Genomic DNA, 23,363 nt, shown 5'->3' with positions numbered 1-23,363 from the left:
TCCGGCCCCGGGCGGCACACCGGCTGCCGGGCCCCGGCGGGCTGTGCTTCCATGCCCGGATGATCAGGAGACGCCATGACAGCGACCTCGACGCCTGTGTGGCCGTCCTGGCCGAGGTGCACACCCACAGCGGCTATCCGCACCACTGGCCGGACGACCCGGCGCGCTGGCTGACCCCCGACGGGCTGACCGCCGCCTGGGTCGCCGTGGCGGACGGCACGGTCGCCGGTCATGCGGTGCTGTGCGGCCACGAGGTGAGCCGGCTCTATGTCGCACCCGCCGCACGCGGTGCGGGCCTCGGCGGCAGGCTGCTGCGCGCCGTCGAGGCGGAGGCGGCGGCCCGCGGCCTGCGGCCCGTACTGGAGGTGAAGACCACCGACACTGCGGCCATCGCCCTCTACGAGCGGCTGGGCTGGCTGCGCCGCGGCACCGAGCGGCAGGACTGGGGCGGCGGCGAGGTGGTGACGGTGCATCGCTACGCGGCGCCGCCGGCACACCCGGCGGATTGAGCAGCGGTCCCACCCTCCGCTGACGTGTCGCCCCCCGTCGCCACCCCCGGGATCTGCCAAGGTGGACGTGCCGCCCTTCATGTGATGGGCCCATGATCGACCCGCAGTCGTGGAGTGGAGGTACGGATGCAGCGGACCGCCCGGGATCCGCGGCACGAGCCGGACCCGGATCCGCCGGTGGGCCTGCCGGTCCTCCCGGAACTCGCCGCACACCTCTCCGCGGCCGCCGACCGCAGCGAAGCCGAACCCCTGGGCGGCGCCGCGCCGCTGCGCACCGCCGCCTGCGGCTACTGGGAACGCCGCGGTCTGATCACCACCCCCGACCGGGTGCTCGCCGCCCCCGGCGCGCCGGCCCTGCTCCTCGCGCTGTACGCGGCGGCCGGCGGGGCGGTGGTGCTCCCGCGGCCCTGCTCCGCGTCGTACGCACCCCCCGCCCGGCTGCTCGGCCGGCCGCTGCACCTCGCCCCCGTACCGGCGGAATCGGGCGGGGTGCCCGACCCGTTCGCGCTGCTGGAGACCGTCCGCCGGGCCCGGATGGACGGCGACACCCCCCGCGTGCTGGTCCTGTCCGTCGCCGACGACCCGACCGGCACCTGCCCCGCGCCGGAACAACTGCACGAGGTCTGTGAGGCGGCGGCGGACGAAGGGCTGTGGGTCATCAGCGACGAGACCCGTCGCGATCTGCTGCACGATCCGCATGACACCGTGGTGCTCAGCCCCGCCGAGATGCTGCCCGACGGGGTCGTGGTGCTCACCGACCTGCGGGCCACCCTGGTGCCCGACTCCTGGCCCGCCGCGCTGGCCCGCTTCCCCGGCACCGACCGGGGCGCCGCCCTCCAGGCCGCCGTGCTGGACGCGCTCGCCGCAGTCCGTACACCGCTTCCGGGGCCGCTGGGCTGCGCCGTCGCCCATGCACTCGGCGAGCCCGAAGAGGTGCGCGCCCGGACGGCCACCGTCGCCCGGGTGTACGGCGTACTCGCCGCGGCGCTCCACCACACCGTCTCCGAGGCCGGCGCGGTCTGCCGTCCGCCGCATTCCGGCAGCCATCTGTACGCCGACTTCGAACCGTTGCGCCGCCCCCTCGGGGCCCGCGGGATCGTGGAATCGCACGCGCTGGAACGGAAGTTGGCGCCCTGGGCGGCGCGCGGCGGACACCGTTTCGGTGACGCGCCGGGCGCCCTGCGGGTACGGCTCGGCGCCGAGGTGCTGCTGGGCGCCGACCGGGAGCAGCGACGGCGTGCCCTGGCGGCCCCCGATCCGCTGGAACTCCCGCACATCACCGAGGCGTTGACCGCCTTGTCCCGCGCCCTGGCCGGACTCACGACGTCCGCGGGCGGCTGACCGCCGCCGCCCGGCGCCCGCCCGCGCCGCCACCTCGCTCCCACTCCGCCCCGGTTCCGTCCACCGAAAGGAGCCCCTCGATGACCGAACAGACCGAGCGCTCCCTCGCCGAGCAGCCCTCCGACACCGAGCGACTCCCGCCCGCCGCTCCCGGCGACGGCGGTGGACCGGGCGGCGGAGGGGCCGGGGGAGCAGCCGGGGGAGCGGCCGGAGGAGCGGGCAACCCCGCGGGCCCGGCCACCGGTCAGGCCACCGCAGAGGGGCCGGTCCTCCCACACGCCACCGCGGACGCGTCGGTCCTCCCGCACGCCACCCCGCCCCCGTTGGCCCCGCCCCGCCCGCTGGGCGAACCCCGCACCTGGCCACGCGACTTCACCGACCGGCTGACCGCGCCGCTGCCCGGCGTCCGTGCCCTGGCCCGGATCGCCCGGGAGGGCAAACTCCGCCCGCCCCCCGAGACGCTCCCCGAGATCCAGCAACTCCCCTTCGCACCGGGCCCGATGCCGGCCGCCGGCCCCACCACCCTCGCCCTCACCTGGGCCGGGCACGCCAGCTGGATCATCCGCGTCGGCGGGCTGACCGTACTGACCGACCCGGTCTGGTCCCGCAAGATCCTCGGCACGCCCGCCCGGGTCACCCCCGTGGGCGTCCGTTGGGAGGACCTGCCGCCGGTCGACGCCGTCGTCATCAGCCACAACCACTACGACCACCTCGACGCCCCGACCCTCAAGCGGCTGCCGCGGCACACCCCGCTGCTGCTCCCCGCCGGACTGGCGCCCTGGGCCCGCCGGCGCGGCTTCACCCAGGTCACCGACCTCGACTGGTGGGAAGCGGTCGAACTGCCCGCCCCCGGCGGCCCCGTACGCTTCGACTTCGTCCCCGCCCACCACTGGAGCAAGCGGACCCTGACCGACACCTGCCGCTCCCTGTGGGGCGGCTGGCTGCTGACCGCGCCCGACGGGCGGCGGATCCACTTCGCGGGGGACACCGGCTACGGCCACTGGTTCGAGGAGATCGGCCGCCGCTACCCCGGTATCGACCTGGCGCTGCTGCCCATCGGCGCGTATGACCCGCGCTGGATGCTGCGGCCGGTGCACACCGACCCCGAGGAGGCGGTCAAGGCCTGTCAGGACCTGGGCGCCCGCGCCCTGGCCCCGATGCACTGGTCGACCTTTCTGCTCTCCGGCGAGCCGCCCCTGGAACCGCTGCACCGGGTCCGCGCCGCCTGGGCCACCACCGGCCGCCCCCGCGAGGACCTCTGGGACCTGCCCGTCGGCGCCTCGCGGGTGCTGGCCGAAAGCTGAGCGCCGCCGCCGGGCGGAACGGGCGGCCCGCGGACGGGCCTTCGGACGACGGGACCTACGACCCGCCCTCGCCACCGGCCGGCCGGATGCGCCGCCAGACGGTCGGCGCCGCGCCCAGCAGCACGGTCAGCGCGATCGCCATGGCCACGCCCTGCCACGCACTGCGGAACAGCGACCCGCTCAGCAGCCCGATGAGCTGATACGTCGCCGCCCATGCCAGACATGCCGGAAGGTCACCACGGACGAACCGCCGCAGCGGCATCGCCGCGAGCAGACACGCCAGCATGACCGGGATCCGCCCGGCGGGCACCAGACGGGACAGCACCAGCACCAGCACCCCGTGCGCCCGCAGCTGGTGCTGCGCACGGGCCAGCCGGTCCGGCGCGGCGCGGGCGCGCAGCCGCGCCAGCCAGCGCGAACCGTGGGGGGAGTGGCTGCCGCGCCGCCCGAGTGAATAGAGACCCACATCGCCGAGGAACGCCGCGGACGACGCCACCACGAAGACCATCAGCAGGGCGAACGGCGCGGTGTGATGGAAGGCGACCACCGCCGCCGAGCTGACCAGCGCGCCCGTCGGCACCACGGGCACCAGCGACCCGAGCACCACCAGCAGGAACAGCGACGGATAGCCGACCACCTGCTGGGTCGACTCCGGCGGCACGCTCCGCACCAGCTCACCGACGAGCGTCATCACACGACCTTCGGCCGGACCGACTCGCCGTGCCCGAGCCGGTGCACCGTCACCTCCGGCGCCAGCCGCGCCAGCTGCCGCTCGAACTCCTGGCCCGGTGCGTGGAATTCATGCGGCCGGACGGCATCCAGCCCGATCGGCCAGTACGTGCCGTAGTGCACCGGGACCGCGCAGCACGGCGCCAGCCGCGCCGCCGCCTGCGCCGCCCGCCGTGCGTCGAGATGCCCGTGCCCGAGGAACGGCCCCCAGCCGCCCACCGGCAGCAGCGCCACCTCACACGGCCCGACCTCCGCCGCCATCCCCTCGAACAGCCCGGTGTCGCCCGCGAAGTACGTCCGGGCCGCGCCCCGTACGACATAGCCGAGCGCCGGGACCCGGCGCGGTCCGTAGGGCAGCCGCCGCCCGTCGTGCGCGGCGGACACCGCACGGACCGTCACCGCACCGGCCGCGCACTCCTCGCCCGCCCGCAGCTCGGTGACCCGCAGCGCCCGGGCCGCCGCCACCCGCCGCAGCCCCGGCACCGCGGCCGTCGCCCCGCGCGGCACCACCAGCCGGGTCCCCGGCGCGAGCCGGGCCAGTGAGGCGGGGTGCAGATGGTCGGCGTGCAGATGCGAGACCAGGACGACATCGGCCCGCGCGGCCTCGGCCGGCGGCAGCGCGCCCCGCCGGCGCCGCAGATGCGCCAGCCGCCGCGCGAACAGCGGATCCGTCAGCACCCGAACCCCGGAGTCCTCGACCGTCACAGTGGCATGCCCCCACCAGGTGACCTCCACCGACACCGAGCACCTCCCGTCCCGACACGCCGGCCCGTTCCGCGGGCGGCCGTCTCGCTTCCCGTGTGCGGTTCTCCTGCTTCCCGTGTGCAGTCCCCTCGATCTTGCACCCTCCGGCCCGGAATCCGGCCGACGGGGGAGCGGCCGGCCGGGCGCACCTCTGGCACTGACCTTCCCCCGGCACCTGGTGCCATGCTGGCGGCAGGCCCGTGGAGCCGGGCGGGCCGGAGGGTGAGGTGGCACGGCGTGCGGATGCCGAGGTGGAGAGCGCTCAGCGGTGCCCTGTTCCGGGTGCTCGCGGTCTGGCTCGTGTCCAGCCTCACCCTGCTCGTGCTCGCCGGGCTGCTGCCCGACTTCCGGCTCCAGTCGCCGGGCGGTGACAGCCTCACCCGCACCGCCGTCACCGCCGCACTGGGCGCCGGCGCGTTCGGCCTGCTCAGCGCCCTGGTGTGGCCTCTTCTCGTCCGCGCCCTGCTGCTGGTGCCGGCCCTCTTCCTCGGACTGCTGGTCTTCTTCCTCAACGGCTCCCTGCTGCTGCTCGCCCTCGATCTGATCCCCGAGGGGCGCGGACAGGCCGCACCGGAGACCGCGGTGATCGTGGCGGCCGCGATGTCCGCGGCCTCCTCGGCCACCTCCGCCTTCCTCGCGGTACGCAACGACGAGGCCTACCACCGCCGACTGGTCCGGCTCGCCGGCCGCCGCGGCCGCCGGGCCCGCCCCGCCGCCGGCCCGGCCACCCCCGGCACGGTCTTCCTCCAGCTCGACGGCGTCGGCCACGACCTGCTGCGCGAGGCCGTCCGGGGCGAGCGGCCGCTGATGCCGACCCTCGCCCGCTGGACCCGCGACAGTCACCGCCTCACCCCCTGGCGCACCGACTGGTCCAGCCAGACCGGCGCCAGCCAGCTCGCCCTCCTGCACGGCAGCAACGAGGATCTGCCGGCCTTCCGCTGGTACGAGAAGGACACCCGCACCGTCATCGTCAGCAACCGGCCCAGCAGCGCCGCCGCACTCCAGCGCCGCGCCATCGAGCGCACCGGCGACGGCGGACTGCTCGCCTACGACGGCGCCAGCCGGGGCAACCTCTTCAGCGGCGGCGCCGACCAGGTCGCCCTGGTGATGTCGGTGGCGGCCAGGCGCGGCAGACACAACCGTTCCCGGGCCGGCTACTTCGCCTACTTCTCCGACCCGGCCAATGCCACCCGTACCGCCGTCTCCTTCGTCGCCGAGGTCGTCCGCGAGATCGTCCAGTCGCTGCGCACCCGTTTCCGACGCGAACTGCCGCGCGTCAAGCGCGGCGGCCTCTATCCCGTCATCCGGGCCTTCGCCACGGTCGTCGAGCGCGATGTGGTGGTCGCGGCCGTCATCGGTGACCTGCTCGCCGGCCGCACCGCCATCTACGCCGACCTCGTCGCCTACGACGAGGTGGCCCACCACTCCGGACCCGCCCACCGGGATGCGCTCCAGGTCCTGCGCAGCCTCGACCGGGCCCTCGCGCTGATCGCCGGGGCCGCCCGGCACGCACCGCGCCCGTACCGCATCGTGGTGCTCTCCGATCACGGTCAGAGCCACGGCCCGACGTTCCTGGAGCGCTACGGGCTGAGCCTGGGCGATCTCGTCCGCGCCGGATGCGGGCTGCCGGTGCCGCGCCGCGCGGGACGTACGCCGAGCGGAGCCGAGGCCAGGGCGGCGGCGCGGGCCGCACTGCACCGGCCCGAGGAGGCGGCGGGGCAGGGCCGGGAGCGGACGGCCGGGCCGGGCTCGTCCCACCCCCTCGTGCTGGCCTCCGGAAATCTCGGTCTGGTGTCGTTCCCCGATGTGCCCGGCCGGATCACCCGCGAGGAACTGGACCGCAGACACCCCGCCCTGCTCGCCACCCTCGCCAACCACCCCGGTATCGGCTTTCTGCTGGTCCGCTCCGCGGTGCACGGCCCCGTGGTGCTCGGCCCGGCCGGTACCGAGCACCATCTCGACACCGGCCGCGTCATCGGCGCCGACCCCCTGGCACCGTTCGGCGAGGGCGCGGCCGACGCGGTACGCCGTACCGACCGCTTCCCGCATGTCGCCGACCTCATGGTCAACTCCGCCTGCGACCCGGCGACCGGCGCGGTACACGCCTTCGAGGAGCAGATCGGCTCGCACGGCGGGCTGGGCGGCGCCCAGAGCCACCCCTTCCTGCTGTGGCCGGTCGAGCTGACCCCGCCGGCTCCGGACGGCGAGCCGCTGACCGGCGCCGAACAGGTGCACCGGGTGCTGCGCCGCTGGCTGGAGGAGGCCGAGGGGCCCCAACTGCCCCTCGGGCCCGCCGCGGACGAACTCCGGCACGGGGTGCGTCCGCCCGAAGGTTTTTCACCCCAGGGCCCCGCGGCGCAGGACAAATCCCGTTGATTTTGGCGGACGCCACCGATCGCCGACGATGAACCCCGCTCGGTAACCCCGGGTGCACAGCGCACGACGAGAGGCCCACCACGCCATGGACGACCGGCACACGCGCCGCTTCGGTCTGGGAACCGCCACCTGCCTAGTGATGGGCAACATCATCGGTGGCGGCATCTTTCTGCTGCCGGCATCGGTGGCCCCGTTCGGCACCGTCAGCCTCGTCGCCTTCGGCGTACTGACCGTCGGTGCCGTCGCCCTCGCCCTGGTCTTCGGACGGCTGGCCGAGCGCCACCCGGACACCGGTGGCCCCTACGTCTACGCGCGCGAGGCGTTCGGCGACTTCGCCGGATTCCTCTCCGCCTGGTCGTACTGGACCATGACCTGGGTGAGCAACGCCGCGCTCGCGGTCGCCATCGTCGGCTATGTCCATGTGCTCGTGCCGGGCCGCCCGTCCGACACCACCGACCTCGCGATCGCCCTCGGTGCGCTCTGGCTGCCGGCCCTCGCCAACTTCGCCGGCACCCGCTACATCGGCCTGGTCCAGACGGTCTCCACCGTCCTCAAGTTCATCCCGCTGCTCTTCATCGCCGTCGTCGGGCTGTTCTTCTTCGACCCGGCCAACCTCGGCTCGTTCCACGAGGGCAGCGGCAGCGCGCTCGGCGGGATGTCCGCGGCCGCCGCGATCCTGCTCTACTCCTACGTCGGTGTGGAGTCCGCCGCGATGAGCGCGGGCGAGGTCCGCGACCCGGAGCGGAACGTCGGCCGGGCCACCGTCCTCGGCACCATCGGCTCCGCGGTGGTCTACCTCCTGGGCACCGTCGCCGTCTTCGGCACCGTCGCCCACGACAAGCTGGTGAAGTCCCAGGCGCCGTTCTCCGACGCGGTGAACGCGATGTTCGGCGGCCACTGGGGCGGTACCGTCGTCGCCCTCGCCGCGGTCGTCTCGATCATCGGCGCGCTCAACGGCTGGACCCTGATGAGCGCGCAGTCCCCGTACGCCGCGGCCAAGGACGGGCTGTTCCCCGCACCGTTCCTGACCAAGCGGCGCGGGGTGCCGACCTTCGGCGTCGTCGCCGCCGGGGTGCTGGCCAGCGCCCTCACGGTGATCAACTACCTGCTCGGCTCCGGCGGCGTCTTCGAGATCCTGGTACTGATCACCACCTTCTCGGCGACCGTGCCCTACCTCCTCGCCGCCGGTGCCCAGGTCTACTTCCTGCTCAGCGGCCGCCGCGACAAGGTCCGCCCGGCCCGCTTCGCCCGCGATCTGACCCTCGCCCTGACCGCCTTCGGCTTCACCTTCTGGCTCGTCGCCGGCGCCGGCTACGCCGCGATCTACCAGGGCGTGCTCTTCCTGTTCGCCGGCATCCTCGTCTACGCCTGGATGGCGGCCCGTCGTACCGCGCGCCGGGAGGAGGCGGAAACCGCGACGACGCCGCCTACGCCCGCGGACCACGAAGCGGTTCCCCCGCCCGCCGCAAGTGCCGCAGCGCCTCCGCATACGACCTGATCAGCCCCGTCTCGTGGTACGGGACACCGATCTCGGCGCAGTACGCCCGCACGATCGTCCGCGCACGCCGCAGATGCGGTGTCGGCATGCTGGGGAAGAGATGGTGCTCGATCTGGTAATTGAGCCCACCGAGCAGGACGTCGGTCAGCGGCCCGCCCCGGATGTTCCGCGAGGTCAGCACCTGCCGGCGCAGAAAGTCGGGCCGGGCGCCGCCCGTCAGCGTCGGCATCCCCTTGTGATTCGGCGCGAAGGTGCATCCCAGATAGACGCCGAACAGTGCCTGGTGGACGAGCAGAAAGGCGAGCGCCTTACCGGGCGACAGCACCAGGAACAGCGCGCCGAGATACAGCACGATATGCGCCAGCAGCAGCCCTGCCTCGCTGCCCCAGTGCTTCATGGTGGGGGACCGCAGCGCCCGGATGCTCGACACCCGGAGGTTGAACCCCTCCAGTGTGAGCAGCGGAAAGAACAGCTGCGCCTGATAGCGGCCGATGAAGCGGGGCAGCCCCTTGGCGGCCCGTGCCTGGTCCCGTGACCACACCAGGATGTCCGGCGCGACATCCGGGTCCAGCTCCTCGTGGTTGGGGTTGGCGTGATGCCGGGTGTGCTTGTTCATCCACCAGCCGTACGACATCCCCACCCCGAGGTTGCCGAACAGCAGCCCGCCGATCACACTCGGCCGCCGCCCGCGGAACACCTGCCGGTGCGCCACATCATGGGTGACCAGCGCGACCTGCGCGAACACCACAGCCAGGAACGCGGCCACGGTCAGCTGCCACCAGCTGTCACCCAGCGCGAAGAACGCCACCCACCCCCCGGCGAACGCCAGCGTCACCAGCGCGAGCCGCACCGCGTAGTAGCCGGGCCGGCGCTGCAACAGCCCCGCCGCCACGATGCGCCGCGACAGCCGTGCGAAGTCGCTGCCCGGGGCCCCCGCCGGACCGGCAGCCGAACGGGCCGCCGGACCGGCAGCCGAACGGAAGAATTCCACCCTCGTCGTCATACCGCCGAGTCTTCTGACCCGGCCCCCGCCCCGACAGCCGGTCCACCCCCGCACCGGACCGGGGGCCAGCACCACCTAGAGGGGTGTGGCTGCCCTCTGGCGGGGCTGCTACCTGGCCGGTCGTGGCGCGCGTGCCATCGGCCCGTTCTTCACCCGGCCGGTATCGACCCGGGCCCGGCGCGGACAGTATCGGCCCGGCCCACGCCAGGCCCCGGCGTGGGGCGGTATCGGCCAGGGCCCGACGCGACCGGTGTGGGCCTGGGCCCGACGCGACCGGCGTGGGCCGGGGCCCGGCGTGCCGGCCACGGGCCCGTGCCCCGGCGGCCGCGCTATCCGCCCGGGGGCCCGCCGGGCTGCCCGGCCGCGCCACCGCCCTCCGCGCCCGCCTGGCTGAAGACGGGCAGTGCCCGTACCAGGTCGGGAGGAAGGGCGAGGCCCTCCTCGGTGGACGGGTTGACCGCCAGCCACAGATCGTCCGCCGGCCAGTTCGCGGCCAGCTCGACGACGGGGATGCTGAGCGCGGCGCCGGGATCTCCCCCGGCCGCCACCAGCGCGTCCTCGGTCGTGAAGACGGGGATGTAGCGATTGCCGTCCTGCTCGATGACCGGCAGCGAGACGGCGCCCTCCGGACGCGGCTCCTCGCCCTCGACCGGCGGCGCCTGCGGCAGCAGGGCCATGCTGTTCGCCAGCTCGACCAGGGCGGCCTGGGTGTCCGCCTCCGTCGCGGACCGCGCTCCCTCGGCGGACGATGCCTCGCTCGGGGGCGCGTTTTCGTCGGGTGTCGGGGTGCTCATGGCGTGTCCTCTCGTCGGTGTTGCTCACCGACCACCCGCTCGGCACGGGCGGACCCGGGTTTGCCGCGGTCGCCGCCGGATGCCGCCCAGCGGCACGGGGCCGGGGCAAGCGTGGCAATACCCCCCAGGCTAGGCCGCCCCCCGTTCTGTGCAACGTCCACCACCAGCGAGGCGGCGGCCCGGCAAGTGAGCAGTGGTGACAGCGAGAGACACAGCCCTCACCGACCGCCTGACGGGCCTTCCCGATCCCGTCCCCGACGGTCACCCGAATGGCGGATCCCCGACCACCGACCGGATCCTGGGGCTACCCCCGCCATGCCCTCTGAGCTGCACGGATACCAGCCGGTCCGGCCGTGCACAGCACCGCTACGGCCGGCGGGCGGCAGCGCACTGGTCCCGCATGACCGCATCACTGGATCCCGCATGACCGCATCAAACAGACCCGCCCATACTGACCCCTGAGGTATCAGGGGATCTCACTGACTGGGTGCCCTGTTCGGCTGTGTGGCCTTCCATGTGGTGGTGCAGATCCCGTCAGGGCTGCTGGGGAGTTGGCTCGGGAGGAGGGGTGGAGTGTTTGCGAGCTATGCGGGCGCCGTGGCGGTGGCCGGCGTGCTCACGCTCGTCTTCTTGTGGGGAGTTGTCGGAGTGGCCGATGCCGTCGAACTCGGCTCCTTGTGGCTCGACTACATGGCGCGCGGCGCAGTGGACCTGGCCGGGTATATCGGCCTGACGTCCGCCCTTTGGCCCCGGCCTGCGCGCCCGTTCCACGACGTTGAGGGCTGACGCCTCCTGTCGGTCCGGTCCCTGCCGTCCTGGGCTGGAGCGGGGCCTGAACGATCCCTTCCGGTCGTGTTCGGTCGTTGTTGTTCAGCGTGCAACCATCACCTCCCGTTGCAAGTCCTCCACATGCAACACGAGTTCATCAGACTGTGGAGGGGATCTCTCTTGCGTAAGCGTCCTGCTGTCGCCGCTGCCGCCGTCCTTGCCGGCGCGCTGTCCTTTCTCGCCGCCGCGCCGGCTCAAGCCGCGGAGTATCACTCGGCGTTGAAGATCCGGGGGGTCCAGTACGACGCGCCCGGTCGGGACTCCAACAGCTGCTCCTCGGGCAACACTCACCAGGAGTACCTGACGATCAAGAACTACTCGTCGTCGGCGACCATCAACCTCAAGGGGTACGTCGTCAAGGACGCCACCGGAAACCGCTTCACCTTCACCGCCAGTCACTACCTTGAGCCCGGGGACTACGTGAAGCTCCGGGGCGGCCACGGCACCGATTCCGACCGGTACAACGTGGTCTACCGCGACAACTGCAACTTCCTGTGGAACAACGACCGCGACACGATCTACCTGTACAAGCCCTCCGGCAGTCGCTCGGACGTCCACTCCTACACGAAGAGCGGGTCGGACTCCGACGGCGACGGCTACATCCGCTATCACCGCTGAGCGCTCATTACCTCGTAGGTAATCGACCCCCACCCCGCCGCCCGGCAAGGTGAAGCCATCGGTTCACGGGCCGGCGCACTCCGGCCCGTGAACCGGTGTCAGGCCGCGATGCCGTTCAGTCGGCACTCGGCACATCAGGCGAGAAGCGGGGAGTTCGAAATGACGCAGCATCAGGAGCAGGTCGTGCAGCAGGCCGCCGTTGCGGGGGACCGGTACGCGGCGGCCGTTGCGCGGTACTTCGAGGCGTGGAACGAGCGGGAGGAGGGGGCGCTGGGGAAGGCCGTGGAGGCGGCGTTCGGGGCGGACGTGACGTATACCGATCCGCTGGCCGATGTCGCGGGGCAGGACGGGCTGGCGGCTGCGATCGCCGGGGCCCATGCGCAGTTCCCCGGTTATGTGTTCCGGCAGGTGGGCGAGGTGGACGGGCACCACGACATCGCGCGGTTCGGGTGGGAGCTGGTCAACCTGGCGGACGGGTCGGCGCCGGTGGCCGGGTTCGATGTGGTGCGGCTGGGGGAGGACGGGCGGATCCGGTCCGTCCTCGGGTTCCTGGACCGGGTGCCGGCTGTGTGAGCCAGCCGGTGGCGCCCGCCCCCTATAGTCCCGCCTTCCGCAGATACGCGGCAGTCTCCGGATCGGCCGGCAGGAAAGTCTCCACCGCCAGTTCGGAGACCGTCACATCCATGGGGGTGTTGAAGGTGGCGATGGTGGAGACGAAGGACAGCACGGTGTGCTTGTGCTCGATCATCATGGGGAGGGCGAAGGGGACGTGCTCACCGAGGGCTGCCGTCTCGCGGCCGCCCGGTGGCAGGGGGTATGCGCTCACCTCGTCGTAGAGCGCGCGCAGGGGAGCGGAGCGCATCAGGGCCAACTGTCGCTCCATCTGGGAGAGAAGGTGGCCGCGCCACTCCCGGTAGTTGCGGATGCGCGGGGCCAGGCCCTCGGGGTGCATGGTGATCCGCATGGCGTTCAGCGGTGGCTCCAGCAGCGCCGGGGCGACGCCCTCCAGCAGCGTGGTGATCCCGCGGTTCGCCGCCTGGACCTGGTAGGTCCCGTCGACCACCAGCGCGGGGAACGGTTCGTAGCCGGTCAGCAGCCGTTCCATGCCGGCGCGCAGGGCGGTCATCGACGGGTCGTCCAGCGGGGTCTCCGGGAAGGTCGGAGCGTAGCCCGCCGCGATCAGCAGGGCGTTGCGCTCCCGTACGGGGACGTCGAGATGTTCGGCGAGCCGGAGCACCATCTCCTGGCTGGGACGGGAGCGGCCGGTCTCGATGAAGCTGATGTGGCGGGCGGAGGAGTCGGCGCGCAGCGCCAGTTCCAGCTGGCTGATCCGGCGCCGGTCGCGCCATTCGCGCAACAGCGCGCCCACACCCGTGGTCGTCTCCGGCGACGACGCCGCAGCAGTTGTCATGGGAGGGACGGTAGCCGAGGGGCGGGAGGTGGCGAGCCGGCCGACCCCTACGGGAGGGCCGGAGTGTCCAGGGGCGGCGGGCCCCACCCCTACGGGAGAGGTGTCTGCCGTGCCGCCGATCCGCGCGAAAGGGCCCCCGGCGTGACACGCTGGGAACGGCGCGGCCGCCGCGGCAGCGGGGGGCTGCCCGAACCGCGCGACGTATCGGAAGCCGGCTCCTCGGCGGCCGGCCCACACGGCGAGAGGTGAGCGTGATGAATGCTCAGGTGGAACCGCTCAGTGACAAGGAGATCGAGGAGCGTCTCGCGGAGCTGCCCGGGTGGTCCGTGGAGGGGGACTCGCTGCGCCGTCACTATCTCTTCCACGGGCATGTCCCGGCCGTCGCCATGGTCGTCCATATCGCGCAGATCCAGGAGGAGTTGGGGCACCATGCCGATCTCACCCTGGGCTACAACCGGGTCGGCGTCGCGGTGAACACCCACAGCATCGGCGGCCGGGTCACCCACCTCGACTTCGGTCTCGCCCGCCGTATCGAGGACATCGCGCCGGGCCACGGAGTGCGCTGACCCCGCAGCCGCTCAGCCGGCGCTGCGGGGCCGCACCACTCGCCCGGCGCGGGCCAGCTCCACATTGAACTGGGCGCCGGACAGCAGCGACAGGTGGGAGAACCACAGCCAGATCAGGAACACCACCGGGCCGGCGAGCGAGCCGTAGAGCCGGTTGAAGGTGCCGACGTACGAGGCATAGAGGGCGAATCCGGCGGAGGAGATCAGCCAGAGAAGCACGGCCACCACACCGCCGGGGGCCGCCCGCCGCACCCCGCGGGAACTGGGCGGCCCGGAACGGAACAGCACCATCGCCAGCACCGTGGCCAGGAGCAGCAGCAGCGGCCACTTCAGCAGGTTCCAGGTCGCCTCGCCCGCCTCGCCGAGCCCCACGGCCCGGCCCAGCGCGGTCGCGATCGGGCCGCTCACCAGCAGCGCCACCGCACTGCTGATCAGCAGCGCCATCAGCAGCAGCGCCGTGCACAGGATGCGCGGCGCCTTGCGCCACGGCGGCCGGTCGTCCTTCGTGCGGTGCATGGCGTGCAGCGCGCGGCGGAACACCGCCAGATAGCTGCACGAGGACCACAGCGCACTGATCAGGGCGCCGCCCAGCACCACCCACGCCGCGGTCTGCTGGTGCGCCATCCCGGCCAGCGCCCGGTGGACGGTCGGGCCCGAGTCGGCCGGGGCGATCGAACTGATCTGGTTGATGAGCTGTTCGGTGGCCGGCGGATCGGCGAGACCGATCAGCGACACCGTGACGATCAGCGACGGCAGCAGCGCCAGCACCGAGTAGTACGTCAGGCTCGCGGCCCAGTCCGTCACATCGTCGTGCCACACGGACAGTGGCGTACGGCGCAGCGCGGTACGGATCTGGGCCCAGGTCGGCAGTGCGGCCGGCTTCCTCGGCCCCGCCGCCCCGAGTGCCCGGTCCAGCTGTGTCGGGTCCAGCCCGCGGCGCATACCGCTCCCGCCCATGTCGTATCCGTCCTCTCCGTCGGTCCGCCCTGCATCATCTCCCGTCCCGGACGCCGCCCACGACACACGGCCGGCCGGTGCCACGCTCAGTCCAGCCCGCGCGCCCGCTTGAACCGCACCAGCCCGTCCGCCAGGTCCAGCACCGGATCCGGGTAGTCGTACGCCGCCCGCTCGGGCCCGGACAGCTTCCAGGGCTGGTGCACCGCCGGGCCCGCGAGACCCGCGAGCTCCGGCACCCAGCGCCGTACATAGTCACCCCGGGGATCGAACCGCCGGGCCTGGACGAGCGGATTCAGCACCCGGTTGGGCCGGGTATCGGTGCCGGTGCCGGCCACCCACTGCCAGTTGAGCTGGTTGTTCGCCATATCGCCGTCCACCAGCAGATCCAGGAAGTGCCGCGCGCCCACCCGCCAGTCCACATACAGCGTCTTGGTCAGAAAGCTCGCCACCAGCATCCGGGCCCGGTTGTGCAGCCACCCCTCGTGCAGCAGCTGCCGCATCCCCGCGTCGACCACCGGATAGCCGGTACGGCCCTCCTTCCAGGCCGTCACCTCGGCGCGGTCGAAGCGCCAGCGGTCGCCCCTCGCGCGGTAGTCGGCACGCGCCGCGTCGGGACGGGCCGCCAGCACCTGATGGTGGAAGTCCCGCCAGGCCAGCTGGCGTACGAACGCCTCGGCACCGGCGTCCCGGCGGGCCGACGCCTTGTGCACCAGCTCCACCGGCGACAGACACCCGAAGTGCAGATACGGCGACAGCCGCGAGGTGGCGTCGCCCGGCAGATCGTCCTGCCGGTCCTGGTAGTCGGCCATGCCCGACCGCTGCCAGGCCCCGAACCGGCGGCGCCCCGCCCGTTCGCCGCCCTCCGGCAGCGCGGGCGACGGCGTGCCGTCCGGGCACAGAACCCGCGCGGACGGCAGCTCCTCGGACCGCACCCCGGCGGGGACCCGTACGGAGCGGGGCGCGGGCAGCACCGACCGCCGCCCCGCCGCCTGCCAGCGCCGGAAGTACGGGGTGAAGACCGCGAAGTGGTCCTTGCCCGGCCCGGAGGGCAGCACCGCGCCGGGCGGCAGCGCCGTGATCACCGCGTCATGGACCACCAGGGCGCGCCCCGCCGACGCCAGCTCCGCCCGCAACCGCCGCTCCCTGCGCAGCGCATAGCCGCTCACCCCGGCCGCGAGATGCACCTCCCCGGCCCCGGTCTCCGCCGCCACCCGGCAGGTCTCGGTGACCACATCCCCCGTACGGATGACCAGCCGACCGCCCCGTTCGCGCAGTCCCGCATCGAGATCCGCCAGCGCATCGGCCAGAAAGGCGGCCCGGTTGGGCACCATGAACCCGGCGTCGGCGATGCCCGTGTCGACGACGAACAGCGGTACCACCCGGGGCGCGGCGCGCAGTGCGGCATGCAGCACCGGCTGGTCGTGCAGCCGCAGGTCGGAGCTGAACAGGCAGATCGCTGCATCCATGCCCTACGTCTACACCGAACGGCGCCGCGCGGGGCGCCGGTCGGGGGCGCCCGCCTGTCGGCCGGGCGGCCCGGCCGTCAGGCGAAGGGCAGTCCGCGCCACGGCGAGGACGGGTCCTGGGTGAGCACGCGGTGCAGATGCACCGCCTCCGCGTACTGCGGCCCGAACCAGCCGTTGTCGAACGCCAGCATCCGGCCCAGGGCATAGCCCGCGGCGAACTCCTCCCACGAGCCGTACACCTCCCGGGCCCGCGCGGCGACCTGCTGCACGGCCTGTTCGGCCTGGTGCGGTGCGCACAGCCGGGCGCCCAGGCCCCAGCGGACGAGACTGACGGCATGCGCATGGTCCAGCGCCACCAGGGACACCACCCGGCCGTCGGGCGGCAGCAGCCCGTCCGTGCGGAACCGCTCCTCGTACCGGGTCACGAGCTCGGGGACGGCCGGCGATTCCGCGGCGTCCCGGGAGCCCGCGCTCGCCGGCTGCTCGCCGGCCGCGTCCTCCGGGTCCCCGGCATCCCGGGCGCGGGCCCGCAGCGCCGTCTCGGTCTCCGCAGGTACGAACTGACCGCCCATCAACTGGTCCAGCCGCTGCTGCCAGGTGGCGGGATCGGTCACCGACCACTGGTCGCGCAGGGTCTGGGCGTCCGCGGCGTGGTCGAGGAAGGCCGTACCGAGTTCGTTCCACGGCACGCTGTGGTGCACCGCGATCGGCGCACCGCACGCCAGCCCCTGCGCGACGGGGCCGTGCAGCGGACCCCCGTAGTGCGTGACGAGCAGTCCGCCGGGCCGCACCCCGACCTGGGCACGGACCCGCAGCCAGCCGGCGCGGTGGCCGGGTGACGCGGCCAGATACGCGGCGCACGGCGTCCCGGGGTTCACCGCGAGGCGCCACTTGTCGTTGGGCCAGTCCTGCGCCAGTTCCTCGACGGAGACACGGTCGAAGAACTGCTGCGGCTGCCACGGCGGCAGCATGCCGCGGGTCAGGACGGGAATGCATTTCGCACCCGCCGTCGGGTCGTCGTAGACGGGCAGCGGGTCCTGACCCTGCTGGGGTACCGCCAGATACAGATCCTCACCGGCGATAGCCGCGACCTGACCGTCCCAGTCCCCACGCGCCGTTGCTTCGCACAGCCGCCGCTCGGTATCCGTCGGCGGCATCCATCCCGGAGTAGCCACAGGCCAAGACCCTACGATCACCCCTTCTCCCGGGGGAACGTGGGGCCGTCGGCCCGCAGGATTGCACGCGCACCACCCGTCACGGAGGCTCGACGCATGAGCGACCACGACCGTCCCGGACCCGGGCACCACCACCGGCACGACAGCGTCCACCCCGACTGGGAGGTGCTCGGCCCGGACCTCGAACGGGCCGCCGAGCTGTACACGCCGGTCTACGAACAGGCCGCGTCCTGGCTGCGCGAGGCCGCTCCCGGCGGAGTGGGCAGAGTGCTCGACATCGGCAGCGGTCCGGGCGTCGTCAGCTGTCTGCTGGCCCGCGCCTTCCCGGACGCCGAGGTGGTCGCGGTGGATGCCACCGGGGCACTCCTGGAGCGGGCCCGCGACCGGGCCGCGCGCCTCGGCCTCGCCGACCGGGTCCACACGCAACTCGCCGAGGTCCCGGACGGGCTCGACGCCCTCGGCGGCGCCGACCTCATCTGGTCGAGCAAGGCCCTGCACCATGTCGGTGACCAGCGTGCCGCGGTCGCCGCCCTGGCCGGTCATCTGCGGCCCGGCGGACTGCTCGCCCTCGCCGAGGGCGGCCTCACCCCGCGCTTTCTGCCGCGCGACCTCGGCATCGGCCGCCCGGGACTTCAGTCCCGGCTCGACGCCGCCGGTGAGGAGTGGTTCAGCGAGATGCGTGCGGCACTGCCGGACACCGTCGAGGAGACCGAGGACTGGCCCGCCTTCCTCGCCGACGCCGGTCTGCGCGCGCCGGGCACCCGCAGCTTCCTGCTGGATCTGCCGGCCCCGCTGTCCGCCGACGCCCGCGCCTATGTCGTGACCACCCTGACCCGTGCGCGCGACATGTACGGCGACCGCCTCGACGAGGACGACCGCACCGCCCTGGCCCGCCTCACCGACCCCGAGGACGCCGCCGGGATCACCCGCCGCCCCGATGTCTTCTTCCTGTCGGCGCAGACCGTCCACACGGCGCGGGCGTAGCGGAGCCGGTTCGGTGGGCCAGGGGCGGAAAGCCCCTGGCCACCGGCCGTGCCGGCCCGGATCAGCCCTGATTCATCGGCTTGGGAGTGATGACGGCGAAGGTCGCGCCCTGCGGGTCGCTCACCACGGCCATCCGGCCGGCGATCATGTCGAAGGGCCGCTGTAGCGCCGCGCCGCCGGCCGCGGTCACCTTCTCGACCGTCTCATCGGTGTCCGCCACCGAGAAGTACGCCAGCCAGTGCGAGGGGGTGTCGGCCGGCATCTGCTCGGACATCGGCTGCATCCCGCCCACCGGACGGTCGTTCACCTGGAGGGAGTAGTAGTTGTCGGCGCCCTCCATGGGGGTGCTCTCGATGCCGAGGGCCGACTTGTAGAACGCGGCGGCGGCCGACGGGTCGGTGGTGTTGAGCTCGTTCCAGATCAGTGCGCCGTGTTCGTTGACGATGCCGGCGCCGGGGAAGTCCCTGGGCTGCCAGACACCGAACACCGCTCCCGTGGGGTCGGCCGCGATACACATCCGGCCGAGCGTCATCACGTCCATGACCGGCATCAGGACCGTGCCGTCGGCTCCCCGCACCGCTTCGGAGGTGGCGTCCGCGTCGGCGGCCGCCAGGTAGGTGGTCCACACGGTCGGCGGTGCGGGCTGGCCGCCCATCTCGACCGCGGCCATGATTCCGGCGACCGGCTTGCCGTTGAGCTCACAGACCGCATAGCCACCGGTCTCCGGGGGCCCGATCTCTCCGGTCCACCCGAAGACCTGCGAATAGAAGTCGATGGCCGCTTGCTGGTCAGGGGCCGCGAGGTCGATCCAGCAGGGCGTCCCGGGCTGATAGGGAGCTGTGACTTCGGGCATCAAGGCCTCCTCGATGGGGCGCCTCCCGCCGTTGGGGCATACGGGAGGAGCAGAACGCGGAGGGGTCGCGGCCCCGGTCGGCACGCCTCGGGAGCCACCCCACACTCACCCTCCACAGTCACCGCCGTCCGCCGAGCCCGCCACTCGGGTACGACTCGGCGCCGCCCGGAGCAGCCGGGCGGCGCCGATACGGGCGGCGGATCAGCCCACGTCGAAGGTGGCCGGGTCCGGGCCGAGGCGGGTGCCGGAGTCGAGGCCGGCGAGCGCGGTGAGGTCCGTGTCGTCCAGCTCGAAGTCGAAGATGTCGATGTTCTCGGCGATGCGCGAGGGGGTGACGGACTTCGGGATGGCGACATTGCCGAGCTGGACGTGCCAGCGCAGCACGATCTGAGCCGGGGTCTTGCCGTGCTTGGCGGCGAGCTCCACGAGCGTCGGGTTCTCCAGGAGCCCCTTGCCCTGGCCGATCGGCGACCAGGCCTCGGTGACGATGTTGTGCCGGGCGTGGAAGGCACGGGAGGCGGCCTGCGGGAACAGCGGGTGCAGCTCGATCTGGTTGACGGCCGGGACGACGGAGGTCTCGCCCAGCAGCCGCTCCAGATGCTCGGGCAGGAAGTTGGAGACACCGATGGCCTTGGCGCGGCCGTCCGCGTAGATCTTCTCAAGGGCCCGGTACGTCTCGATGTACGTGTCCCGGGACGGGAGCGGCCAGTGGATCAGATACAGGTCCACGTACTCCAGGCCGAGCTTGGCGAGGGAGGTGTCGAACGCGCGCAGCGTCGCGTCGTGTCCCTGGTCGGCGTTCCAGAGCTTGGTCGTGACGAAGAGCTCGTCACGGGCGATCCCGGAGGCGGCGAGCGCCTTGCCGGTGCCCTCTTCGTTGCCGTAGATCATCGCGGTGTCGATGCTGCGGTACCCGGCGTCCAGGGCCTGGCCGACGGCGGTGAACGCCTGGTCGTCCTCGACCTGCCAGACGCCGTAGCCGAGCTGCGGCATCGCGACGCCGTTGTTGAGCGTGATGGACGGAACCTTGCTCACGAGGGAATCGATCCTTACGTCGGCTTTCTTCTTCAGGGATGTCAACGATCATCCGTCGGCACGCATTCCCGTGCAGCGGGACGGGATGCGCGCAACGCGGGGCGTTCCCGGGTACGCGCCGTGGGCGGGGCCGGGCGACCGCCCCCGGACGCGGGCGCGGAGCGGGTCGCGGCGGTGAGTTCGCAGAGCGCGAACGACCCGGTGCACAGCACCACGAGTCCGGCGCACAGCTCCAGGGCACCGAGCAAACCCGGAAGCCCCTCGGGGACCGCGGAGGCGCCGGGGGAGAGGCCGTCGGTCACCGCCTGCCCGAGCCACAGACAGCCGCCGCAGGCGAACGCCGCGGCACTGCCGCACCAGGCCAGGAACAGCGGCGTACGCACCCGGAGCCCGGGCAGCAGGCCCGGCAGGACCAGGAGTACCAGCCCGGCCGCGCCCGCGAGGGAGAGCAGGCCGGCGGCCCAGTCCGACGCGGAGCTGATGACCGTACGGGCGGCCACATCGGCCGTCGCGACACCCAGCGTCGAGCCCGCGCCCCACAGCACGTGAACCGTGCCCAGCGCCGCGAGCAGCGCCGCGGCGGGCAACACGAAGATCCGCTGCATCGCCCGGGTGCCGGTGTCCGGCAGCGCGTGCAGCGGGCGGCGCAGCAGGCCGCCCCAGCGCTGGTGTGCGTAGAGCACGAAGGCGCCGAGCAGGGTGACGGTCTCGATGGTGAAGCCGCCGTAGACCACGCCGAAGACCCACGGGGCGAGGAAGTCGCCGGTGGACAGCGGGTTGGCGGCGCCGGTGACAAGGGCGGTGACGCTGCCGCCGGCGAGCCCGGTCATCAGGGGGATCAGCAGTCCGGACGCCATCCACAACGGGAAGGCCAGCAGCCAGGCCGGGGTACGCAGACCGGCCGGGCGGGTGAGGGTGTGGGCCACCACGGCGGCGACGGCGTCCAGGAGGAACGTGACGACATTGGCCGTCACCCAGGCGGCGCGGCCTACGCGGTGGGTGTCCATGACGCCGATGTCGAAGCCCAGCACCCACAGCAGCTTGAGCGTGAGGTACGGGACACAGGCGACGACCGCGATCCGGCCGAGAAACGTGAGACGGCGGGTATCCATGACAGGAGCCTCGCCGCCCGCGGTGCGGCCGGCGTCCGTCCGGCGAACGAGCCCGCTCCGCCGGACGGGGGAGCGCCCGGTGCCGCCCGGCCCCCGCCCCGTCACGTCTGGTACAGCGCGTCCACCTCGACCGTGTAGGCCGTCTCGATCGCCTTGCGCTTGAGCTTCAACGACGGGGTCAGCAGCCCGTGTTCCTCGCTGAACTGGTTGGCCAGTATCCGGAACGTACGGATCGACTCGGCCTGGGAGACCAGGGTGTTGGCGGCGACGACGGCGCGCCGGATCTCGGTCTCCAGGTCCGGGTCGCGCACCAGGTCGGTGGGCGGCATCTCCGGCTTGTCGCGCATGGCCAGCCAGTGGGTGACCGCCTCCGGGTCCAGCGTCACCAGCGCGGCGATGAACGGCCGGTCGTTGCCGACCACGATGCACTGGGCGACCAGCGGATGCGCCCGTACCCGCTCCTCCAGGCCCACCGGCGAGACCGTCTTGCCGCCGGAGGTCACCAGGACCTCCTTCTTGCGGCCGGTGATCGTCAGATAGCCGTCCTCGTCCAGCGCGCCCAGGTCACCGGTGGAGAACCAGCCGTCGTGCAGCACGGCATCGGTCGCCTTGGCGTCGTTGTGGTAACCGTGGAAGACCTGCCCGCCGTACAGCCAGATCTCGCCGTCCTCCGCGATGTGCACGGTGGTGCCCGGGACGGGGGTGCCGACGGTGCCGAAGCGGGTCCGCTCGGGCGGGTTGGCGGTGGCGGCCGCGGTGCTCTCCGTCAGGCCGTAGCCCTCGAAGATCCGCACCCCGGCGCCGGCGAAGAACAGCCCGAGCCGGCGCTCCATCGCCGAGCCGCCCGACATCGCATGCCGCACCCGGCCGCCCATCGCCGCCCGGACCTTGCTGTAGACCACCTTCTCGAAGAACTGATGCTGCATCCGCAGCGAGGCACTGGGGCCGGAGCCGGTCCCGAAGGCCTTGTGCTCCTGCGCCTCGGCGTAACGGACCGCGATCTCAACGGCCTTGTCGAACGGCCCCACCTTGCCGTCGGTCTCCGCCCGCCGCCGGGCCGCGGCGAAGACCTTCTCGAAGATGTACGGCACCGCCAGGATGAACGTGGGCTGGAAGGTCTGGAGATCGGGCAGGAGCGCACGGGCCGCCAGCTCGGGCTGGTGGCCCAGCTTGACCCGGCCACGGATCGCGGCGACCTGGACCATCCGCCCGAAGACATGGGCCAGGGGAAGGAACAGCAGCGTGGCCGCCTCGTCACCCGGCTTGGAGTGGAAGACCGTCTCGTACCGGAGCACGATGTTGTCGGACTCGGCCATGAAGTTGGCGTGGGTGATCAGACAGCCCTTGGGGCGGCCGGTGGTGCCGGAGGTGTAGATGATCGTCGCCGTGGCGTCCGGGGTGACGGCCATCCGGTGGCGGTGGACGACATCGTCCTCGATATGCGCACCGGCCGCGGTCAGTTCGGCCACCGGGTCGGCGTCCAGCTGCCACAGCTTGCGCAACTGCGGAAGCCGGTCGATGACCGAGCCGACGGTCATCGCATGGTCCTCGTGCTCGACCAGACAGGCCGAGACGCCCGCGTTGTGCAGCATCCAGAAGACCTGCTCCGCCGACGAGGTCGGATACAGCGGTACGGACTGGACGCCGATGGACCACAGCGCGAAGTCGAACAGAGTCCACTCGTAGCGCGTACGCGACATGATGCCGACGCGGTCGCCGAACCGGACGCCCTGGGCGAGCAGGCCCTTGGCCAGGGCAAGGACCTCGTCCCGGAACTCTCCGGAGGTGACGTTCTGCCAGTTCCCCGCGTCGTCCTTACGCGCCAGGGCGACGCGATCGGGGTCGGATTCGGCGTGCTCGTAGACGGCATCCGCCAGCCCGCCGACCCGGGGCGCGGTCGCCAAAGGCGGGACGGTGAACTCGCGCAATGACCCAGCTCCTCGTGGTGTTGCTCACAAGGCCGCGACCGTACCCCACCGTGACGGCATGCGGCAGAGCCGTACCACGTCGCGAACATGGCCACACAGGAAATGATCAACTGGAGAAATCGGGTTACTTCG

General features: G+C 72.8%; 22 protein-coding genes. 10 read left to right on the top strand and 12 right to left on the bottom strand.

The window, feature by feature from the left end; translation table 11 throughout:
* The first annotated feature begins 59 nt into the window (after positions 1–59).
* The 3 genes from TU31_RS32270 to TU31_RS32260 all read left to right on the top strand — a co-directional run bounded on the left by TU31_RS32270 (position 60) and on the right by TU31_RS32260 (position 3,154).
* Entirely contained in the window at positions 60–509 is a 450-nt protein-coding gene (locus TU31_RS32270; protein WP_042161199.1) for a GNAT family N-acetyltransferase, read from the top strand.
* Between the two features lie 126 nt (positions 510–635).
* A complete protein-coding gene (locus TU31_RS32265) occupies positions 636–1,850 on the top strand; it encodes an aminotransferase class I/II-fold pyridoxal phosphate-dependent enzyme (RefSeq protein ID WP_042161196.1) in 1,215 nt (404 codons plus the stop codon).
* Positions 1,851–1,930: 80 nt separating this feature from the next.
* The gene (locus tag TU31_RS32260) at positions 1,931–3,154 is read left to right on the top strand and encodes an MBL fold metallo-hydrolase (RefSeq protein WP_107070799.1); all 1,224 of its coding nucleotides are present in this window, start codon (positions 1,931–1,933) and stop codon (positions 3,152–3,154) included.
* Between the two features lie 55 nt (positions 3,155–3,209).
* Here TU31_RS32260 and TU31_RS32255 read toward each other — a convergent pair whose 3' ends face one another.
* Together TU31_RS32255 and TU31_RS32250 are read right to left on the bottom strand one after the other, a co-directional pair.
* Entirely contained in the window at positions 3,210–3,845 is a 636-nt protein-coding gene (locus TU31_RS32255) for a DedA family protein (protein ID WP_042161194.1), read from the bottom strand.
* Positions 3,845–4,624, bottom strand: a complete 780-nt coding sequence (locus TU31_RS32250) for an MBL fold metallo-hydrolase (RefSeq protein WP_042161193.1) — start codon at positions 4,622–4,624, stop codon at positions 3,845–3,847. The genes TU31_RS32255 and TU31_RS32250 overlap by 1 nt, the downstream gene beginning before the upstream one ends.
* Before the next feature lie 246 nt (positions 4,625–4,870).
* Between TU31_RS32250 and TU31_RS32245 the strand changes: the two genes are divergently transcribed.
* Together TU31_RS32245 and TU31_RS32240 are read left to right on the top strand one after the other, a co-directional pair.
* Positions 4,871–7,003 (top strand): phage holin family protein, encoded by a 2,133-nt coding sequence (locus tag TU31_RS32245; protein WP_042161192.1) that lies wholly within the window; start codon positions 4,871–4,873, stop codon positions 7,001–7,003.
* Between the two features lie 85 nt (positions 7,004–7,088).
* Entirely contained in the window at positions 7,089–8,501 is a 1,413-nt protein-coding gene (locus TU31_RS32240; protein WP_042161191.1) for an amino acid permease, read from the top strand.
* Here TU31_RS32240 and TU31_RS32235 read toward each other — a convergent pair.
* Together TU31_RS32235 and TU31_RS32230 are read right to left on the bottom strand one after the other, a co-directional pair.
* The gene (locus TU31_RS32235) at positions 8,431–9,504 is read right to left on the bottom strand and encodes a fatty acid desaturase family protein (RefSeq protein ID WP_042161190.1); all 1,074 of its coding nucleotides are present in this window, start codon (positions 9,502–9,504) and stop codon (positions 8,431–8,433) included. The two genes, TU31_RS32240 and TU31_RS32235, sit on opposite strands and share 71 nt — an antisense overlap.
* Before the next feature lie 329 nt (positions 9,505–9,833).
* Positions 9,834–10,298, bottom strand: coding sequence for an SseB family protein (locus TU31_RS32230; RefSeq protein WP_042161188.1), 465 nt, complete (start codon positions 10,296–10,298; stop codon positions 9,834–9,836).
* A 573-nt stretch (positions 10,299–10,871) separates the two neighbouring features.
* Here TU31_RS32230 and TU31_RS32225 point away from each other — a divergent pair.
* The 3 genes from TU31_RS32225 (at position 10,872) to TU31_RS32215 (ending at position 12,317) form a co-directional block, all read left to right on the top strand.
* The gene (locus TU31_RS32225) at positions 10,872–11,084 is read left to right on the top strand and encodes a hypothetical protein (RefSeq protein WP_245698934.1); all 213 of its coding nucleotides are present in this window, start codon (positions 10,872–10,874) and stop codon (positions 11,082–11,084) included.
* A gap of 123 nt (positions 11,085–11,207) precedes the next feature.
* The gene (locus TU31_RS32220) at positions 11,208–11,744 is read left to right on the top strand and encodes a lamin tail domain-containing protein (protein ID WP_370682779.1); all 537 of its coding nucleotides are present in this window, start codon (positions 11,208–11,210) and stop codon (positions 11,742–11,744) included.
* A gap of 159 nt (positions 11,745–11,903) precedes the next feature.
* Entirely contained in the window at positions 11,904–12,317 is a 414-nt protein-coding gene (locus TU31_RS32215; RefSeq protein ID WP_042161184.1) for a nuclear transport factor 2 family protein, read from the top strand.
* Between the two features lie 22 nt (positions 12,318–12,339).
* Here the strand turns inward: TU31_RS32215 and TU31_RS32210 are convergent, their stop codons facing one another.
* Entirely contained in the window at positions 12,340–13,155 is an 816-nt protein-coding gene (locus tag TU31_RS32210; protein ID WP_042161182.1) for a helix-turn-helix domain-containing protein, read from the bottom strand.
* Positions 13,156–13,409: 254 nt separating this feature from the next.
* Between TU31_RS32210 and TU31_RS32205 the strand changes: the two genes are divergently transcribed.
* Positions 13,410–13,721, top strand: a complete 312-nt coding sequence (locus TU31_RS32205) for a 4a-hydroxytetrahydrobiopterin dehydratase (protein ID WP_042161180.1) — start codon at positions 13,410–13,412, stop codon at positions 13,719–13,721.
* 12 nt (positions 13,722–13,733) lie between these two features.
* Here TU31_RS32205 and TU31_RS32200 read toward each other — a convergent pair whose 3' ends face one another.
* From TU31_RS32200 to TU31_RS32190, 3 genes are all read right to left on the bottom strand, one after another.
* Positions 13,734–14,678 carry a YihY/virulence factor BrkB family protein gene (locus tag TU31_RS32200; RefSeq protein WP_052719130.1) on the bottom strand — a complete coding sequence of 315 codons (945 nt, stop codon included), beginning with the start codon at positions 14,676–14,678 and terminating at the stop codon, positions 13,734–13,736.
* An 86-nt stretch (positions 14,679–14,764) separates the two neighbouring features.
* A complete protein-coding gene (locus TU31_RS32195) occupies positions 14,765–16,144 on the bottom strand; it encodes a cryptochrome/photolyase family protein (RefSeq protein WP_042161178.1) in 1,380 nt (459 codons plus the stop codon).
* A 77-nt stretch (positions 16,145–16,221) separates the two neighbouring features.
* Positions 16,222–17,301 carry a DUF1266 domain-containing protein gene (locus tag TU31_RS32190; RefSeq protein ID WP_042161175.1) on the bottom strand — a complete coding sequence of 360 codons (1,080 nt, stop codon included), beginning with the start codon at positions 17,299–17,301 and terminating at the stop codon, positions 16,222–16,224.
* Positions 17,302–17,415: 114 nt separating this feature from the next.
* Here TU31_RS32190 and TU31_RS32185 point away from each other — a divergent pair, with 114 nt between their 5' ends.
* Positions 17,416–18,303 (top strand): class I SAM-dependent methyltransferase, encoded by an 888-nt coding sequence (locus tag TU31_RS32185; RefSeq protein ID WP_042161174.1) that lies wholly within the window; start codon positions 17,416–17,418, stop codon positions 18,301–18,303.
* 61 nt (positions 18,304–18,364) lie between these two features.
* Here the strand turns inward: TU31_RS32185 and TU31_RS32180 are convergent, their stop codons facing one another.
* The 4 genes from TU31_RS32180 to TU31_RS32165 form a co-directional block, all read right to left on the bottom strand.
* Positions 18,365–19,156: a VOC family protein gene (locus TU31_RS32180; RefSeq protein ID WP_042161172.1), complete on the bottom strand. Its 792-nt coding sequence runs from the start codon at positions 19,154–19,156 to the stop codon at positions 18,365–18,367.
* Between the two features lie 201 nt (positions 19,157–19,357).
* Positions 19,358–20,191 (bottom strand): aldo/keto reductase, encoded by an 834-nt coding sequence (locus tag TU31_RS32175; RefSeq protein ID WP_042161169.1) that lies wholly within the window; start codon positions 20,189–20,191, stop codon positions 19,358–19,360.
* A gap of 41 nt (positions 20,192–20,232) precedes the next feature.
* The gene (locus TU31_RS32170; protein ID WP_042161166.1) at positions 20,233–21,303 is read right to left on the bottom strand and encodes a hypothetical protein; all 1,071 of its coding nucleotides are present in this window, start codon (positions 21,301–21,303) and stop codon (positions 20,233–20,235) included.
* Positions 21,304–21,404: 101 nt separating this feature from the next.
* Positions 21,405–23,207, bottom strand: a complete 1,803-nt coding sequence (locus TU31_RS32165; RefSeq protein ID WP_042161164.1) for an AMP-dependent synthetase/ligase — start codon at positions 23,205–23,207, stop codon at positions 21,405–21,407.
* Positions 23,208–23,363 lie beyond the last annotated feature (156 nt).

It is taken from the genome of Streptomyces lydicamycinicus (assembly GCF_000829715.2).
GTDB lineage: Bacteria > Actinomycetota > Actinomycetes > Streptomycetales > Streptomycetaceae > Streptomyces > Streptomyces lydicamycinicus.
The sequence above is the reverse complement of the archived record's forward strand: the minus strand, read 5'-3'. Positions and strand labels throughout refer to the sequence as shown.